We start from the raw sequence: 15,975 nt of genomic DNA on the forward strand, positions 1-15,975 counted from the left end.
TGTCCGACCGGTTCGGGCTCGACCTGGCCACGGCCGCAGATCTCGGGATCGGCCTGGACGACGGGCACCAGGGCGCCGACTTCCCCCACCTGTCCCGTGCGTACCGATCGTTCACCCGGGTGACGGTTCCGCTGGTCGGGTTCGACTCGGTGCCGCGCGGCCTACAGGGGCGCGACCTGACCGGACAGTGTCCGGGTCGGTGGGTGTCCCTGCGGAACCCGCGGGGGTACAGGTGGGCCCCGTACGGCGTGATTCGCGGTCAGGGCGGATACGGGACAACCCTGATCACCGAGGGCCCCGGGGACGCACTCACGGCCGTTGCATGCGGCTACGACGCGGTAGCGATCCGGGGCGCGAGTCTCGCCGGCTCGCCCGAGCTGGTGCAGGAACTCGCCGACGGTCTGCGCGGACAGCTCGTCATCCTCGCCGGGGACAACGACCGTGCGGGCAACGGCTTTTCGTCGCGTCTCGCGGAGGGACTGACCACCCACGGGATCACCGCGTACGTACTCGACATCCCGAACCCGGGCGACGACCTGACCGACTGGCGCGAGCGCGACCCGTCCGCGTTCCCCACCGAGCTGCACCGCGCGGTGAAGTCGGCCCGACCGGTGCGCGACACCGCCGAGCGGGAAGCGGCAGCCCGTACCGCCGAACTGACCAACCGGACCGGCGCCGACACCGTGTCCCGCGACCAGGGCGCAGAAGCGGCCGAGATCCTGTCCAAGCTCGTCGGTACGTACGGCGAGAGCGACGCGATGAATGCCCATGCGTTGGTGGCATGGAGCGGGGGCCGTATCCGCTATGCGTCCGGGCTCGGGTTCTACACGTGGAACGGCTCGGTCTGGGTCCGCTCGGACATGCGGGTCCGGCAGGAAATCCACCGCATGGGGGCCGCTCTCGTCCTCGCCGGACAGAACCAGTTGGCGCGCGGATTCACCATGACCAGCCGAATAGATGCGCTGCTGACCGAGTTGCAGTCCGTCCCCAACGTCAGCATCAATGCCACCGACTTTGACGACCGGCCCGACCTGTTGAACTTCCGTAACGGGACCGTCGATTTGCGCACGGGCCGACTCCGCCCACACGACCAGAGCGACCTACTGACATACGGGCTCGATATCCACTACGACCCCGACGCGCAGTGCCCGCGGTGGGAATCCTTCCTCGCCGAGATCTTCCCGGGAATGCCGGAGATGCCCGCTTACATTCAGCGGCTCATCGGCTACGGGATCACCGGCCACACCACGGAACAAGCATTCGGGGTTTTGTGGGGGAAAGGCGCCAACGGTAAATCGGTCCTGGTGGACACCGTTACATCGGTATTCCGTGCCATCACCCGCACGACCCCGTTTAGCACGTTCGAGGAACGCAAGAGCGGTGGTATCCCGAACGATGTTGCGGCGCTCCGCGGCTCACGCCTCGTCATGGCGTCCGAGGGCGAGGCGGGCAAGGCCATGTCGGAATCCATCCTCAAGCGGGTAACCGGTAAGGACATGATCTCGGCAAGGTTCCTGCGCCAAGAGTTCTTCGAGTTCAAACCCTCATTTCTGCTGCTGCTCGCGACGAACCATAAGCCCAAGTTCAAGTCTCAGGACGAGGGGCTTTGGCGACGGGTCAAGCTGCTGCCTTTCAAGCGGTGGTTTGCACCCGCCGAACGTGACCCCGATTTGGACCGAAAGCTACTTGCCGAGTCCGATGGAATCGCCGCATGGGCGGTTGCCGGAGCGGTGGCCTGGTACCGCGAGGGACTGAGAGACCCGCAGGTCATCACGGGTGCATCACAGGAGTACCGCGAGACGTCGGACCCGCTCGCGGGCTTCATTCCGGGCGTTCTCGAATGGGCCGACGAGTCGGTTGTGATGAACGGCAACGACGCATTCAACCATTACCGCGACTGGTGCGAGGCCGAGAACCTGCCCGCAAAGGAACAGTGGACCCGCAGGGCATTTTACGAAGCCATGGAGGAACGCGGGGCGGTCAAGAAGCGGACCAACAAGGGAATCGCGCTCGGCTGTCTCCGCCTCGCCGACGAAAGCCCCGATGCGGTCGGCCCGGGGATATTCGGCAAGTAGGCACCACACCTTAAAGGGGGCTGCTCACCTTCACCGGTGGGCGGCCCCCTATTTTGCTTTCGGGGGGAAGCATGATCACATTTCGGCACGAGATAGCCGGCGAGCCCGTGACAATCCGGGTTCCCGAGAACACCGACGATCTAAACGAATTCTGGAAGTGGCTCTACGAGGTACGGCACCGCGGGCCCGTCGCACTCGACACCGAGACAACAGGGCTCGATGTGTTCAGCCCGACGTTTCGGCTCCGGACAGTGCAATTCGGCGATGCGCACGACGCATGGGTGATCCTGTACGAACGGGGCGGATATTTCGAGTCCTACGCGCGGGATGCGATCCTACGGATTCCGCATCTGTTGATTCACAATGCCTCTTACGACTGGCTTGTGTTGGACCGGCACGGCGGTATTCCGCTGGACGAGCTGACCGCATGGGACCGCACCACGGATACCCGCATCCTGGCGAGCCTGGTAGACCCGCGCCAACCCCAAGAGGGCGGGATAGGAACGGGGCTCAAGCCTCTTTCCGCACACTGGGTGGACGCCGCGGCCCCGGACACGCAATCGGGCCTGACAGCGGTGTTCAGGGGGCTCGGGCTCACGAAGGAAACTGGGTGGGCGGGAATCCCCGCAACCGACCCAACTTACTTGCTCTACGCGGGACTTGACGTTCTGCTGACCGCACGCCTTGAGCCCGTACTACGGCGCGAACTCGCGCGGCTGGACGTGCGCCCCGAGCTGGTGACGTACGAGCACGAGATAGCGAGGCTGTGCGCGGTCATGCAACGCACGGGCCTGGTGCTCGATCTCGACTACACGCACCAGCTCGACCGCCGGCTACGCCAGGACGCACAGCACTACGCCGACCAGGCCGCGCGGTACGGGGTGCTGAACGTCAACTCGAACGCACAACTCGCGGACGCCTTCGCGGGCATGGGCGAGGCACTGACCGAGCACACCGACTCGGGCGCGGTGAAGGTAGACAAGGCGGTCTTGTCCCGCCTCGCGGACCTGTCTCTACAGGGCGAACCCCTTGGGCTCCGCACACCGAACCCGCTCGCCCTCGCGGTGCTCAAGTCCAAGCGGGCAGGGAAGTGGGGGAAGGCGTACGCGCGCACCTTCCTGGACACCGTGGATGCCGCGGGACGCGTGCACCCCTTCATATCCCCGCTCGCTGCCCGCACGGGCCGTATGTCGATCACGCGGCCCGCACTCCAGACGCTTCCGTCCTCGGACGCGATGATCCGGCGCTGTCTCCTCGCAGACGACGGGCACGTGATCATTTCGACGGACTTTTCTGCCGTGGAAATGCGCGTTCTCGCTGCCCTCGCCAATGTCCGCCGGATGAAAGAGGCGATATCCGGGGGCGAAGACTTGCACGACTTCACCGCCCGAATCGTATTCGGGAAGAACTTCACCAAAGCCCACCGCAAGCTAGCTAAAGCAATCGGATTCGGAAAGGTATACGGCGGCGGAGCACAGACGATTTCGAGGCAGTCCGGCGCCCCCATCGAGGACGTACAGCGGGCACTACGGGCATACGACAAGCTGTATCCGGAGATCCGCCGTGCCGCTTCCCGATGGCAGCGTGAGGCATTCCAAACCGGCATGGTCTCGATCTCGGCAACCGGTCGCCGACTGCCTTTGGACCGTGACCGAACCTATGCGGTGACCAATTACATGTGCCAGTCCGCGGCCCGTGACGTGCTGGGGCAATCCATGCTCAACGCCGAGTCCGCCGGTCTGCTCGAACACTGCCGCTTGCCGATCCATGACGAAATCCTCGCGTCGGCTCCGCGCAAGGAAGCGGAAGAGATTGCCCGCGAGTTCGAGCGGTGCATGACTTGGGAACTCTTTGGTGTGCCCATCGAGGCCGAAGCGGAGATAGGTGGCCGGTCGTGGGGCAGCCTGTACGGCGCTAGTTACTGACTGATCGTCACCGAGTTGTACACCAGGCGGTGTCTGTTCCATAACGAAAGCCTCGCACCTCGCTCGGTCAGTCACGCTATGCATCAGCAGGTGTACACCCAGGGCCAATATCACTACTCCACGTATCCGACCGTTACGACTCAAACCCCCTTACCGCAGGTAAGTGTCAATAGATCCACCTATGGGCATTCTGTGTCCATAGCGGCTTTAAAAGTCCATACCTAAGTTCATTGCCATGCAGCGATAACGGCAATGCGCAAGCCCCGTCCTGCTAACCCAGGGCGGGGCATTTTCATGCCTTTTTTATGACGCATTGATTAGGGCAGCGAGTCCTTATGTGACCCCCTCGCGCCCCGTTCCGGGAAACCACCGCTCTCCACAGAGGGCAATGCCACCCGAGTACGGAGCGATGCCCAATGACGCACTTCACTGGCGAAATGATCTCGGCCGCCAAGGCCAACGACCTTTCCGCGATATCTGCCGTGATCGCCGCGACGGACGAACTCATAACGCAGCGAGCGAATAGCTATGCCGTCCGAGCGGGCGGGAGTGTTGACCACGACTTGGCCGAAGACCTCGCGCAAGCGGGACGTATCCGGCTGTGGGAATCCATCGCACTTTTCGACGGCGAGTCTCCGCGTCAGTTCATGGCCTACGTCGATAAGGCGTTGCACTCCGCCATGACCGAGCACCGCCACCAGCTCAAGCGCTCCGGAGTCTCCGCCTCGTGCGCCAAGGATTTTGAAGGCGCCCTGACCCTGGCAGCCGGCGACCCCTACGACGCCGCCCGCATTGCGACCACGGACGTAATGGGTCCGCGGAAGATGACCCGTGACCGCGCCTATGCGGCGCTGCTGTCATGGCTCGGCACGGACTCGCTCGACCGCCCGTTGAACCACGATCTGTACGGCGAGGAAATCACCCTCGGGGACGTGATCTCGGCGGAGAGCGGCGTACCGGTCGATCTGCTCGACCCGCGCGACTACGAGACCACCAGGCGCAAGACCGTTCGCGAGCAAGTGCACCGCGTCTTGGGGAAGTTGAGCGACCGCCAGCGCCACGTACTCAAAGCTGACCACGGCATAGCTCCGGTCGGGCACTACGGGGAGGGACCGGATACGACGCTTGCCGACGACATGGGCGTGACCCCGTATCAGGTCAAGCAAGCCCGGGTGAAGGGGAAGAATCGTTTCTCCGAGCTGTACCGGGCGGGTGCTGCCGCGTGAGCGTCATCCCGACCCGCGAGGGCGGGTCCATTGAGATCACCCGATGCGGCGCCCTGGTGGACATCCACGTTCGGGACAGCTCGGGGCGGACAGTCGCCACCGTGACGCGCCGAGCCGGCGACCCGCTCACTGCTCGTGTTCTTGCTGGGCTCGCTCCCCAGCCGACGCGCCCGATGCCCACCAGGCGCCCAACGCCATCTGGCTAGACACTCCGAGTGCCGTTTGAATCCTCTTCAGATCGGCATGGATCGTGGACAGGCTCACGCCTAGCTCGGTCGCGATGCTCTTCAACGCTGCACCTTCATACATCCGCTGGAGCATGCGTCTAGTCCGTGGAGTGGTGACCCCCGCTGGAGCGGTGGGGGTTTCACCCATCCACGGGACGGCGCGGTCCCACTGCTGCTGGAAGACGTTCACAAGGAACTTCACCAACGAAGGATGTGTGACTTTGACCCCCGGTTTTTTCTCAGATTCCCCCTCGTGATCCGAGATGAAAGCCACGCGATCATCAACAATGATCATCCGCTCAAACGGGGGTATCAGCGTGCGTAGCTGGCCCCCCGCTGCGGAGAAAGCGACAGCGTATGCGCGCTCCTCCTGCCTATTCCTCGCGCTCTCCAGGTAGATTGTCTGCCGCACTATCCCCCTGCGAAGCGATTCGACGTCCAGTTCTATGGACCGCTCCAGAATTGCCGGAGATCGCGGGATCGGATGGGCAACACGGATGATCGTCTCCGCTGCGTGCACCGCGCGCGTTGTCTCGGCAGTCATGCCTACGTGGTCCGTAATTCTCTCGACGCCTCCACCAGTTGCGGCAGGATGCCCGCCGAACTCACCTACAAGGCGGAGCAGTTGATTCGCTCGATGCATTGCGGCGATTGCTTCGGCGTGTGCTGCTTCGACGAATCGCGAGGCTGCCGCATGCATGGTCCCGAGGATGTAACTCCGCTCGATGGGGTCCATGTGGGCGAGCCCAAGCGTGACCAGCTCGTCCATACCCGGCTCGGCCTCGGTCACCCGCTCGCCACGGGCAAGACGCTCCATGAGTGCCCGCGCCGCGTCGCTGACTACCGGTGCCCGATTGATGGCGCTACCTCCTCAATCTGCCTCCATGGTCGTATTGTCATGTGCAAAATTTCCGGTTGCATGATCATGCGGTCCATGGGGGCTTCCGTGGCTGACAGGGGTCATGCAGTCTACAGAGAGTCATGCGGGCATTGCCAAGCGAATATGCCCGCAACAGCTGGTCACAGAAAGTCATCAAAACCGGAGAAGGGGAATCACCTTGCGATCACTCACACGCTTTGCAGTCGCTGTAGCGGGTGCGCTCCTGGTGGCACTCGGGGGCACCGCCACAGCGCACGCCGACTCCATCCAAACCCCACCGACTGCCGCAACATCGGCACCTGTCCCCGGTGACATCGAATGGGGATAGAAGAAGAACAGCAGTGAGGGGCGCGGGCGGCACTAAGAGAGTTGCTGCCCGCCCCTGAGTCCAAAGCAAGGGGGGTAGGACATGCAAGCAAATGTTTCTCTGAGAATTGAGATTTACGTGCGTACTGGCTCGGACCGTTGGGGGTGGCGGGCAGCTGGGCCGACGTATCCAGACACGCGGGATTTCGTCGCCACAGACGCGCAACTCGTTCGCGCACTGCACACGTACTCAGCAATGGCGGCTCGGCTCATGTCCGGCCACATTTCGCGATTCCGGATGGTCGTCCACACGCTCTGTACCGGCCGGCTGGTAGGACACTACGAATGGACGCGGTCCGCCGAGACCGGCCGTATGGTCCCCGCCGCGGAACCGTGGACGCATTGGGACGAAGCAGACCGGGCAGCGGCATAAGCCGGACATGGGATGGGGCGTGTGGCTGGACGACAGGGCACCGGGCCAGACGCCACCCCGCGGGCACACTGCCTGATCACGGCGCCTGATCACGACAGAGCCCCGCCCTCTTGCGCAAGAGGGGCGGGGCCTTGGTCTGACGCGCGCGCGGTACCACATCAGATGGTGTCGAGCGTGCCTGCCTTGATGCCCGCCACGAACGAGGCGAACGCACCAGCCTGAACGTTCAGGGTGGGACCGCTCGGGTTCTTGGAGTCGCGGATGGGGACCACGCCGTGCGAGCTGGCGAGGTTGGCGGCCACTTCGATGCACTGGCCGCCGTTGTCGCTGTATGAGGACTTGGACCATCGGAGGGGTTCGGTCATCACGGGATGCCCTTTCGTAACTGGCTGATCACGGCGATAGATTCCGCCGGTGAGTGCGATTCCGCCTGTAGCTGATGGTAGGCGCTCAGCATGGGCAGAACGAATGTGTTGTCCCGTTCGAGGTGCCCCCGTTGAGCGGACTCCGCGTACGACAAGAGCGAGCGGTCCGACAACGTCAGTACCGTTATGGGCAAGTTGAACGGTCTGCGGTCTCCCATGTCGAACGGGGCCACCTGAAGCACGCTGTTCGGTAGCGCCGCGAACTCAACCAGCCGCGCCAACTGGGCTTCCATGATGTCCGGTCCCCCGATGGGACGGCGGATACAGCTTTCGTCCAGCACCACAAAGATCCACGGTGGGGGCGTCCGGACGAGCGCCGCTTGTCGCTCCGCAACCAGCGCCACACGCTCGCTGGCCTGATCGGCCGTGACCGCCCCCCGCTTGACGGCGCTCCCGGCGAGCACGGATGCATACTCCGGTGTCTGGAGGAGACCAGGGATGACGCCCACTTCGTAGAGCCGGATTTCCGCTGCCCGCCCCTCGTACCCGACGTACTCCGGGAACCCTTCCAGCAACGAGCCATGCCGCATGTCGCGCCACTCGCGCTCGAACGAATCGGCCGTATCCCCTGTGTCGAACACAAGGTCAAGCTTGCGCGAGAACGCGAGGGTTGGCGGTTTCCGGGCAGTTTCAATAGCCGAAATATGCTGACTGGAATATTCCACCTTCCCGGCTAGGTCTTCCTGGCTCCAGCCGCGATCCTCCCGCAACCTGCGCACACGGGCGCCAAAGGCCGCTCGTGGGCTGCTCTCCGGGTTCAGTTCCCTGCGGTTGACCATGCTGCCTTCAACCCCTCCTTCGGTTCTGGCTAGTTGAAGGGAATCTGACTCTAGGCCACGCTTGGTCGCCTTGGTAGTGATCCCGCTACGGAGAGGAGCGGACGTGCCCCGGAAGCGGACGCCCCCCAAGCCCAGTGACGCGGACCAGCTGCACGCGCTGATAGCAGCCGGCGGAGTCTGGGGCTTGGCCCCGGCATGGGTTCCTCGTGGCGGGTACACGCTGCCAACACGCCTTGTGCTGCGGCGTGTCGAAACCGGGCTTCTGATCGCATCCGTTCCGAGGATCGGCGAGAAGTGGTGACCCTGCTGAAAGGAGATTGGCACGTGGATTACGAACATGTGGGCCCGGAGTACTGGGCCAACAGCGACCGCGAGAACGCTGAGGAAGTGGGATCGAAGTTCGTTAACGCGCTACGGCGGGTGGGGGTCGATTTCGACTCCATCGGCATTGAGACGCCATGCGGAAACTGTGAGCAACCGGACTATCGAATCTCACTCGGATGGATCTCGCTTGACGAGGCCAGCCAAATGACGAATACAGTCAACGCAGCACTTGACGAACTGAACCAGTACCGGCGAGCACGCCGTGTTCTTGGCGGGCACCCCGAGTGAGTGCCGCTGGGGTATCAGGCACCCTTCCGGGCGACGTAGTGACCGTGCACCGGATGCGCGGGGGCGCCCGTACCCAGGGATCAATGGCCACCTATGAACCTCCGTTCCTGCCGGACGTAGCCGGATTGGATATCCTCCCCGGTCTTCTGCCCGGTATCCCGGCAGGAACGGAGCACCACCACCGCCATTGGCCAGGACTCCCTAATGGCGGGGTCTGATCCCGTGTGACGAACGGGGCGGGATCAGACACAACCCCTTGTAGCTCAGTGGTAGAGCCCCAGAGGCCGCGTTCCGCAACCCGCCTCCCCTCTGGATAACTCCGGTTCGAATCCGGGCAAGGGGACTCCCGCCCCGACCACATGCCATTCCTGGGGAGGTATCGGTAAGTGGTCGGGGTGGGTTCGCAAGTCAGAGCACCACTCGAAGAAGAGGAGTGTTGACATGACAGCAGTAGCAGTGGAGCGGGAAACCGCTCGGGGGCTGGTCAGTGACCAGTTCTTCGCGCGGCTCAGTAAGCGCGTGATGACGAATAACGTCATCGCGCCGGAGTTGGCCGACCGCATCACGGAACAGGCGCTTGCGTACCTGGCCACAGCCGCACAGAAGCCTAAGGACGCACCCACCCTGTACATGAGCCCGATGGTGGATCTGGGCTGGCACGCGTTCATGGAGTACACGAAGCAGTACGACGAGTTTTTCGTGTCCCACGGCTGGCCCAAGGTGCACCACCGCCCGTGCGACGGCTACGGCGGTGAGGTGTATCCGCCAGCGGAGACCGTACTCCCCCTCACTGTCCAGGCAATCGAGCGGGCGGGCTACAACCCCGACCCTGAACTCTGGGACGCCAACCGAGTTGACTGCGGGGACACCTGCGGTGACGACGGCGGCGGCGGCAACCCGCCTGACTGTGGGCACTCGCACTAGATCTTCGCGTCGCTGAGGCGTCGCCCCCCACCGGTACCGTGGTGGGGGTCGACGCTGGCAACAAGGAGAGAATCTATGGCAAAAGATGAAGCCGGGCAGGGACGCGTAACCGTATTTCAGTTGTTGCACGACTGGCCCGATAGCTACTGCGTCATGGCGTTCACGACCACGGGGCATTTCGGAGATACGGCAGTTCTCGGGGTTATCTCGGTACCGGAAAACCCGTTTGAACCTGGTGATTTGTTTGCTGTAGCGGGTAGGCATGACCCGTCCAGGCTTTACGGCAATGCGCACGCGCACGCCCGGGGCGCGTGGCTCGCTTGTCTGGGGTTCTCGGCTCGACTCACGCCAAAGCCAGAAACTCTTGACCTACCGGATACAGCATGGTCGCTGGGCATGGTGCAGCGCGTTGAACTCGAAAAGCCACTGTACGGGCACAGTGTGGTCGTGGCTGGCCGTATGACACTCGCAGACCCAGAGCTGATGGAAAGGGCCCGGGGACTTCTTCCGACCCCGGCAGAGGGTCGGTACGGCCCCGTAAAGCACTGACCAAGGGACCCCAGAGGCCCCGTCCGTCTGTGCCGCGTGGCAGACGGGCGGGGCTTTCCTGTCCTCAACGGGTCCCGCTCTCCGCTCAGTCGCCCAACGGCGATGTGCACCGGGGCCGGCTAGCGGGACCCGTCCAGGGGCGATCCTAGATGCCGCTCTCGCGGCCCTGGTCCGCGCTCGGGTCCCGGACGAACGTGCCACGGCCCCACTCGGTCTCGACAAGACCACGTTCGCGGAGCACCCGCACCGCCCGCCGGGCAGTCTCCCGAGCTACACCGTGCCGCTCGCACAGTTCGGACTCTGACGGGATGCGCTCACCGGGCTGGATTCTGCCCGCCTCGATATCCACGGTCAGCGCGTCCAGGACCCGCATATACGGGGCTCGCGGGCGGTGCGGGTCGGGCGGGCTCTCAGGCATAGGGAGAGCGTAGACAAGCGGCCAAAGATGGGCGACTTAGACGGGCAGGCGAGTTAGACGGGTAGACGAGTTAGGCGAGTTGGCATTACCGTCCTACCTGAAAACAAGAACGCCCCGGTAGACCGCTTCGGACCGGTCTGCCGGGGCTGATCGAGACAGCCCGGAGGAGCTGAAACGACTTATGCGCGATCTTATCGCCCGAGCCCTTACGTGGATGCTGCGGCTGATGCTGCCCGCTCAAGGGCGCCACGGCGCAACGGCCACCCCGACGACTCCCGAGCCCGCTCACGTAAACCCGTGGGGCACACCGTGGCCGACCCCGACCCCCAAGCGCGTTGACGACCTGTACGCGCCGCTTGACGGGGAAGAGATCCGACTCGTCCGTCCGTACGCGCTCACCGAATTCACGATGGAACTCGGCGTGATCCATGAGCGGCGCCGGGCTGCCGAACTCGCCACGCTCGGCGTGGACTACCCGTATGCGTACGAGGGCGACCACTTCACTCAGTACGCGTCGGCTGCTGCGGGGGTAACGGCATGACCCGCGACGAGCTGATAGCCGCGCTCACCGCCGAACCGAGCCCCACTCTGTCCGGCGCCCGTTGCTGCCGTTGCCGACGGTGGACGTACGCGCCTGTTCAGGTCCGGTACATCGAGCGACAGAGCGGCCCGGGATTCACCCTCTACGCGTGCCCGAGTCACGCCGTGGCGCTCGGTGCGGGCCCAACCCCCGATGACGTCGTGCGCAACCCGTAGGCGCGCGTACAGCCCCGCCCGACCACCTACTGGGCGGGGCCCCTCCCTCTCAATCCCCAAGGAGTAGAGCAATGGCATGCGCCATGCCGAAAGGCGGTTCCTGTAGTGGCTGTGAAGAGTGCGACCCGTCAATGTTCCTGCCCGCCCAACAGCCGTACTTCGGCCAGGGTGAACCCGGCGGAGACTTGGACCCGCACGAACAACCCGATGGACACCCGCACTAAGTCATAGCGGGGCGCGTAGCCCCTAGCGGAAAGCGACCAGCCCCGTTCGGCCAAGTGTCGGGCGGGGCTTCTGTGTGCCCGAGTTGTGTACGTGATGTGGGACTCGCGTGATAGGCATTGACGATCTTGTTGCGCCACCAGGGGAGGGAAACCGCGTGAAGCGGAAAACGTGGATCATCACGGGAGTTGCAGTGCTCGCGTTCGGCGGGGTGCTGTCGCTGTTCGAGGACGAGCCGGACAAGGCAACGGCCGAACCCAAACCGTCCGCTTCGGCGCCCGACAAGCCCGACGAGAAACCGAGTGCGGAGCCGTCCAAGCCGTCCGGTATTCCGTCGCCCAACGAGGTACAGACCGGGACCCTGATCCTTGCTCTGTATGCCGTGGAGCCCGGTCTAGTGGCAGATGAAGACAGGGCCGTTGACCGGGCTCGGAACGTCTGCCTAGACATCACGGGTGGCAAGGATGCGGGGACTGTCCAGAGCAACGCCAAAGCCCGGTTCGAGGGTGGCGACGTGCCGAGCCTCACGGACGACCAGGCGGCCGAGATCGTGTCCGCTGTGAAGTCGTCGTTCTGCGACTGACCAGACAGCAGACCAGCCCCGTTCGGCCACGCGCCGAGCGGGGCTTTTTCATGCCCTGACCTGGTGATTTCCCAACTCCCAGGGTGTACGGTCTACCCCCGGGCCGCCCCCCTCAAAGCAGCACTTGCGGTGGAGGGTTGGGAGTCAAGGGTGAAGCGCAGCGCAATCGGCGCAGCCGACGCGACGAAGGAGCGCCCTTGACGCCCAACCCGCAACCGCGACACTGAAACCTAGGGGCGGCCCCCACCCGCCATCAAACGCCCCGGCCCACCCCGACTACCCCTCGGCCCTCACCCGACGTCGACCCCCGACATCAACCCCCACTACCCCTCCCCCCGAACCTCCACCACCGTCGCCCCCCGCGCCGGAGACGACGCCACCCGTGCCGTGCGGCAGGTGCCTGAGGCGTGCAGGGCCTCCGCGACCTCCTTCGCCGCGTCCGGGTCCTTCGTCAGGAAGGCCGTCGTCGGGCCCGAGCCCGAGACCAGGGCTGCCAGGGCGCCCGCCGCCGTGCCCGCCGCGAGGGTGTCGGCGAGAGAGGGGCGGAGAGTGAGGGCCGCGGGTTGGAGGTCGTTGGACAGGGCGCCGGCCAGGGCGGTGGCGTCGCCCGTGCGGAGCGCTTCCAGGAGGGCGGGGTCGGCGGACGGAGCGGGGACCGGCGTGCCCTCCGTCCGGCGGTCGAACTCGCGGAACACTGTCGGCGTGGACAGGCCGCCGTCGGCGACGGCGAACACCCAGTGGAAGTCGCCGCCCACATCGAGCGGGGTGAGCTGTTCGCCACGGCCGGTGCCCAGGGCCGCGCCGCCGATCAGGCTGAAGGGGACGTCGCTGCCCAACTCGGCGCAGATGGCGAGGAGTTCGTCCCGCGCGGAGCCCAGCGACCAGAGGGTGTCGCAGGCCAGCAGCGCGCCCGCGCCGTCCGCACTGCCGCCGGCCATGCCGCCCGCGACGGGGATGTCCTTGGCGATATGGATATGGACGCGCGGGTCGATGCCGTGGCGTTCCGCCAGCGCCAGCGCCGCGCGGGCCGCCAGGTTGGTGCGGTCGAGGGGGACCTGTGCCGCGTCGGGCCCCGTGCAGGTGATGCGCAGTTCGTCGGCCGGGGTGACGGTGATCTCGTCGTACAGACCCACGGCGAGGAAGACATTCGCCAGGTCGTGAAAGCCGTCGGGACGGGCCGCGCCCACCGCCAGCTGTACGTTCACCTTCGCGGGCACCCGTACCCGTACCCACTCGGTCGCGCTCACGCGCCCGCCCCCTTCGACTCCGCGATCCGTGACTCGACGGTCCGCGCCTCCGCGATCCGCGCGAATTCCTCGACTGTCAGTGCCTCGCCGCGTGCCTGCGGCGAGACGCCCGCCGCGACGAGCGCCGCCTCCGCCGCCGGGGCGGAGCCCGCCCAGCCGGCCAGCGCCGCGCGCAGCGTCTTGCGGCGCTGCGCGAAGGCCGCGTCGACGACCGCGAAGACCTCGGCCCTGGAGGCCGTCGTCTTCACCGGCTCGCTCCTGCGTACCAGCGAGACAAGTCCGGAGTCCACATTGGGCGCGGGCCAGAAGACCGTACGGCCGATGGCGCCGGCCCGCTTGACGTCCGCGTACCAGTTGGCCTTCACGGACGGCACCCCGTACACCTTGCTGCCGGGCGCGGCGGCCAGCCGGTCGGCGACCTCCGCCTGGACCATCACCAGCGTCCGCTCGATGGTCGGGAAGCGTTCCAGCATGTGCAGCAGCACGGGGACGGCCACGTTGTACGGGAGGTTGGCGACCAGCGCGGTCGGCGCCGGGCCCGGCAGTTCCTCGACGCGCATCGCGTCGGAGTGTACGAGCGAGAAGCGTCCGGCGCGCCCCGGCATCCTCGCCTCGATCGTCGCGGGCAGCGCGCCCGCCAGGACGTCGTCGATCTCCACGGCCGTCACCCGGTCCGCCGCCTCCAGCAGCGCCAGCGTCAGCGAGCCGAGTCCGGGGCCGATCTCCACGACGACATCGTCCGGGCGCACCTCGGCGGTGCGGACGATCCTGCGGACGGTGTTGGCGTCGATGACGAAGTTCTGTCCGCGCTGTTTGGTCGGGCGTACGCCCAGCGCCGCGGCCAGTTCGCGAATGTCCGCGGGGCCCAGCAGGCCATCGGGGGCGCCGGGCGCGGCGGCGTGGGGCTCGGGGGCGTCGGGCTCAGTGGTGCTCACCCGGTCAGCCTACGGCCGCAGTGGGGCCAGGGACTCGCCCCCCGCTGCACGTAGAGCTTCTTCGCGCGGTACGTCTGCTCCTCGGCCGGCGCGTCCTGCGGCCGTCCGCGGCCGCCGAGCGCGTGCCAGGTGCCGGTGTCGAACTGGTACAGCCCGCCGTAGTTCCCCGACGCGTCGACGGCCCCCGGCCGGCCGCCCGACTCGCAGGCGGCGAGCCCGGCCCAGTTGAGCCCGTCCGCACCGGCCACGGAGGCGGGCGCCGTCTTCGTGCCCACCCTCACCCGCTGGATGACCGCCCGGCGCACCACCTCTTCGTGGATCTTCCGCGGCTTCTTCTTGACGCCGTTGACCGTGCGCAGGGCGTAGGTGACCCGGCGCACGCCCGGCCGGCCCTGCTGGTCGACCACCTCCGTCCCGCGGAAGAGGCCGGGGTCCGCGGTCCGCACGGTGTCGTACGGGATGGGCTCGTCGCGTACCTGTTCACCGGCGGTGATCCGCATCACGGTGATCGTCGACCCGTCACGCGGGAAGGTGTCCAGCGGTACGGACGTGGTGTCCTGCCCGCGCAGTGCGAGACCGGCCTGCGCCAGGGCCTCGGCGACGGTCGCCGCGTTGGTACGGATCGTGTGTTCGCGGCCGTCCGCCATGAAGGTCACGGTCCGCTCGGTCCGTACGTCCAGGGCCAGTCCGGTACGGGAGATCGCGGCCGAGCGGGAGACGGAGAGGAACGCGCCCTCCGCGCGCACCCCGAGCTGGCGCAGCGCTCCTTCGACGGTGCGGGCCGTCGTCCACACCTGGCGCCGGTGTCCGTCGAGGGTGAGCAGGACGGGCCGCCCGTAGCGGACGACGACCTCGTCGCCGTCGGCGAGCTCCGCGCCGGGCGCAGGGGCGACGATGTCGTGCGCGCCGACCGTCACGCCCTCGTGCGCGAGCAGGTCCTCCACCTCTCCGGCGAAGGTGTGCAGGGTGCGCGGCTCGCTGCCGTCGACGGTGAGTTCCACGGCCTTGTCGTTGACGACGAACGCGGAGGTGCCGCCGGCGAGGAAGGCGACGACGAGCGCCTGCGGGACGAGCCGGCGCAGCGCCTCGGGGGAGGGGGAGGCGGTGGAGGCTGCGGAGGCGGCGGGCCTGGCCTGAGCGATCGCGGGCGGGGCGGCCCCGAACGGCACGGCCTCGGGCGGGGCGGCCCCGGACGGCACTGCCTTGGACGGCACTGCCCCGGACGGGGTGGCTCGCCGGGCGGGTTTACGGCGGCCCAGCCCGCCCCGTGCCGCACGGTGACTGCCCTGCGCATTGCTCACGACGCCTCACGAGATCCGGTCCGGTCCGCCGCGGCCCTGACGCACACGGCCGCGGTGCCCCCGGAGACTAATGGAGGCTTCGTCACTCTCCAAAGCGACTCGACTACGCCGCGTGCCGACGCTACCCTGTGCCCTCCCGCCAGGACCCCCGG

At 66.3% G+C, this 15,975-nt stretch carries 14 protein-coding genes and 1 tRNA gene; 8 read left to right on the forward strand and 7 right to left on the reverse strand.

The window, feature by feature from the left end; all coding sequences use genetic code 11:
- Window positions 1-248: 248 nt before the first annotated feature.
- From ABTZ59_RS02690 to ABTZ59_RS02700, 3 genes are all read left to right on the forward strand, one after another.
- Window positions 249-2,075 carry a phage/plasmid primase, P4 family gene (locus tag ABTZ59_RS02690; RefSeq protein ID WP_351389122.1) on the forward strand — a complete coding sequence of 609 codons (1,827 nt, stop codon included), beginning with the start codon at window positions 249-251 and terminating at the stop codon, window positions 2,073-2,075.
- Between the two features lie 71 nt (window positions 2,076-2,146).
- Window positions 2,147-4,000: a DNA polymerase gene (locus tag ABTZ59_RS02695; protein ID WP_351389126.1), complete on the forward strand. Its 1,854-nt coding sequence runs from the start codon at window positions 2,147-2,149 to the stop codon at window positions 3,998-4,000.
- A 416-nt stretch (window positions 4,001-4,416) separates the two neighbouring features.
- Window positions 4,417-5,226 (forward strand): sigma-70 family RNA polymerase sigma factor, encoded by an 810-nt coding sequence (locus ABTZ59_RS02700; RefSeq protein ID WP_351389129.1) that lies wholly within the window; start codon window positions 4,417-4,419, stop codon window positions 5,224-5,226.
- Between the two features lie 126 nt (window positions 5,227-5,352).
- On the opposite strand, the gene ABTZ59_RS02705 is transcribed toward ABTZ59_RS02700, so the two are convergent.
- The 3 genes from ABTZ59_RS02705 to ABTZ59_RS02715 form a co-directional block, all read right to left on the reverse strand.
- Window positions 5,353-6,243 carry a LuxR C-terminal-related transcriptional regulator gene (locus tag ABTZ59_RS02705; RefSeq protein WP_351389132.1) on the reverse strand — a complete coding sequence of 297 codons (891 nt, stop codon included), beginning with the start codon at window positions 6,241-6,243 and terminating at the stop codon, window positions 5,353-5,355.
- Window positions 6,244-7,230: 987 nt separating this feature from the next.
- Entirely contained in the window at window positions 7,231-7,437 is a 207-nt protein-coding gene (locus tag ABTZ59_RS02710) for a DUF397 domain-containing protein (RefSeq protein WP_503001858.1), read from the reverse strand.
- Window positions 7,437-8,276: a helix-turn-helix domain-containing protein gene (locus ABTZ59_RS02715; protein WP_351389138.1), complete on the reverse strand. Its 840-nt coding sequence runs from the start codon at window positions 8,274-8,276 to the stop codon at window positions 7,437-7,439. The genes ABTZ59_RS02710 and ABTZ59_RS02715 overlap by 1 nt, the downstream gene beginning before the upstream one ends.
- A 294-nt stretch (window positions 8,277-8,570) precedes the next feature.
- Here ABTZ59_RS02715 and ABTZ59_RS02720 point away from each other — a divergent pair, with 294 nt between their 5' ends.
- The 3 genes from ABTZ59_RS02720 (at window position 8,571) to ABTZ59_RS02730 (ending at window position 9,812) form a co-directional block, all read left to right on the forward strand.
- Window positions 8,571-8,888, forward strand: a complete 318-nt coding sequence (locus ABTZ59_RS02720; RefSeq protein ID WP_351389140.1) for a hypothetical protein — start codon at window positions 8,571-8,573, stop codon at window positions 8,886-8,888.
- Between the two features lie 252 nt (window positions 8,889-9,140).
- Window positions 9,141-9,231: transfer RNA gene (locus ABTZ59_RS02725), tRNA-OTHER, on the forward strand.
- A gap of 98 nt (window positions 9,232-9,329) precedes the next feature.
- Window positions 9,330-9,812 (forward strand): hypothetical protein, encoded by a 483-nt coding sequence (locus ABTZ59_RS02730; RefSeq protein ID WP_351389142.1) that lies wholly within the window; start codon window positions 9,330-9,332, stop codon window positions 9,810-9,812.
- Window positions 9,813-10,506: 694 nt separating this feature from the next.
- On the opposite strand, the gene ABTZ59_RS02735 is transcribed toward ABTZ59_RS02730, so the two are convergent.
- Window positions 10,507-10,779, reverse strand: coding sequence for a GntR family transcriptional regulator (locus tag ABTZ59_RS02735; protein ID WP_351389145.1), 273 nt, complete (start codon window positions 10,777-10,779; stop codon window positions 10,507-10,509).
- A 181-nt stretch (window positions 10,780-10,960) separates the two neighbouring features.
- On the opposite strand from ABTZ59_RS02735, the gene ABTZ59_RS02740 reads away from it, so the two are divergent.
- A complete protein-coding gene (locus tag ABTZ59_RS02740) occupies window positions 10,961-11,320 on the forward strand; it encodes a hypothetical protein (protein ID WP_351389148.1) in 360 nt (119 codons plus the stop codon).
- Between the two features lie 594 nt (window positions 11,321-11,914).
- Window positions 11,915-12,340: a DUF732 domain-containing protein gene (locus ABTZ59_RS02745; protein ID WP_351389151.1), complete on the forward strand. Its 426-nt coding sequence runs from the start codon at window positions 11,915-11,917 to the stop codon at window positions 12,338-12,340.
- Window positions 12,341-12,663: 323 nt separating this feature from the next.
- On the opposite strand, the gene ABTZ59_RS02750 is transcribed toward ABTZ59_RS02745, so the two are convergent.
- The 3 genes from ABTZ59_RS02750 to ABTZ59_RS02760 are packed head-to-tail and all read right to left on the reverse strand — an operon-like array spanning window position 12,664 to window position 15,721.
- Entirely contained in the window at window positions 12,664-13,587 is a 924-nt protein-coding gene (locus ABTZ59_RS02750) for a 4-(cytidine 5'-diphospho)-2-C-methyl-D-erythritol kinase (protein ID WP_351389154.1), read from the reverse strand.
- The gene (gene rsmA, locus ABTZ59_RS02755; protein ID WP_351389157.1) at window positions 13,584-14,522 is read right to left on the reverse strand and encodes a 16S rRNA (adenine(1518)-N(6)/adenine(1519)-N(6))-dimethyltransferase RsmA; all 939 of its coding nucleotides are present in this window, start codon (window positions 14,520-14,522) and stop codon (window positions 13,584-13,586) included. Before rsmA ends, ABTZ59_RS02750 begins: the two co-directional genes overlap by 4 nt.
- Window positions 14,519-15,721: a resuscitation-promoting factor gene (locus ABTZ59_RS02760; RefSeq protein ID WP_503001988.1), complete on the reverse strand. Its 1,203-nt coding sequence runs from the start codon at window positions 15,719-15,721 to the stop codon at window positions 14,519-14,521. The genes rsmA and ABTZ59_RS02760 overlap by 4 nt, the downstream gene beginning before the upstream one ends.
- Between the last annotated feature and the right edge of the window lie 254 nt (window positions 15,722-15,975).

Origin of the sequence: Streptomyces sp. NPDC094034 (assembly GCF_040303865.1) — a bacterium.
In the GTDB taxonomy this organism is placed as follows: Bacteria; Actinomycetota; Actinomycetes; order Streptomycetales; family Streptomycetaceae; genus Streptomyces.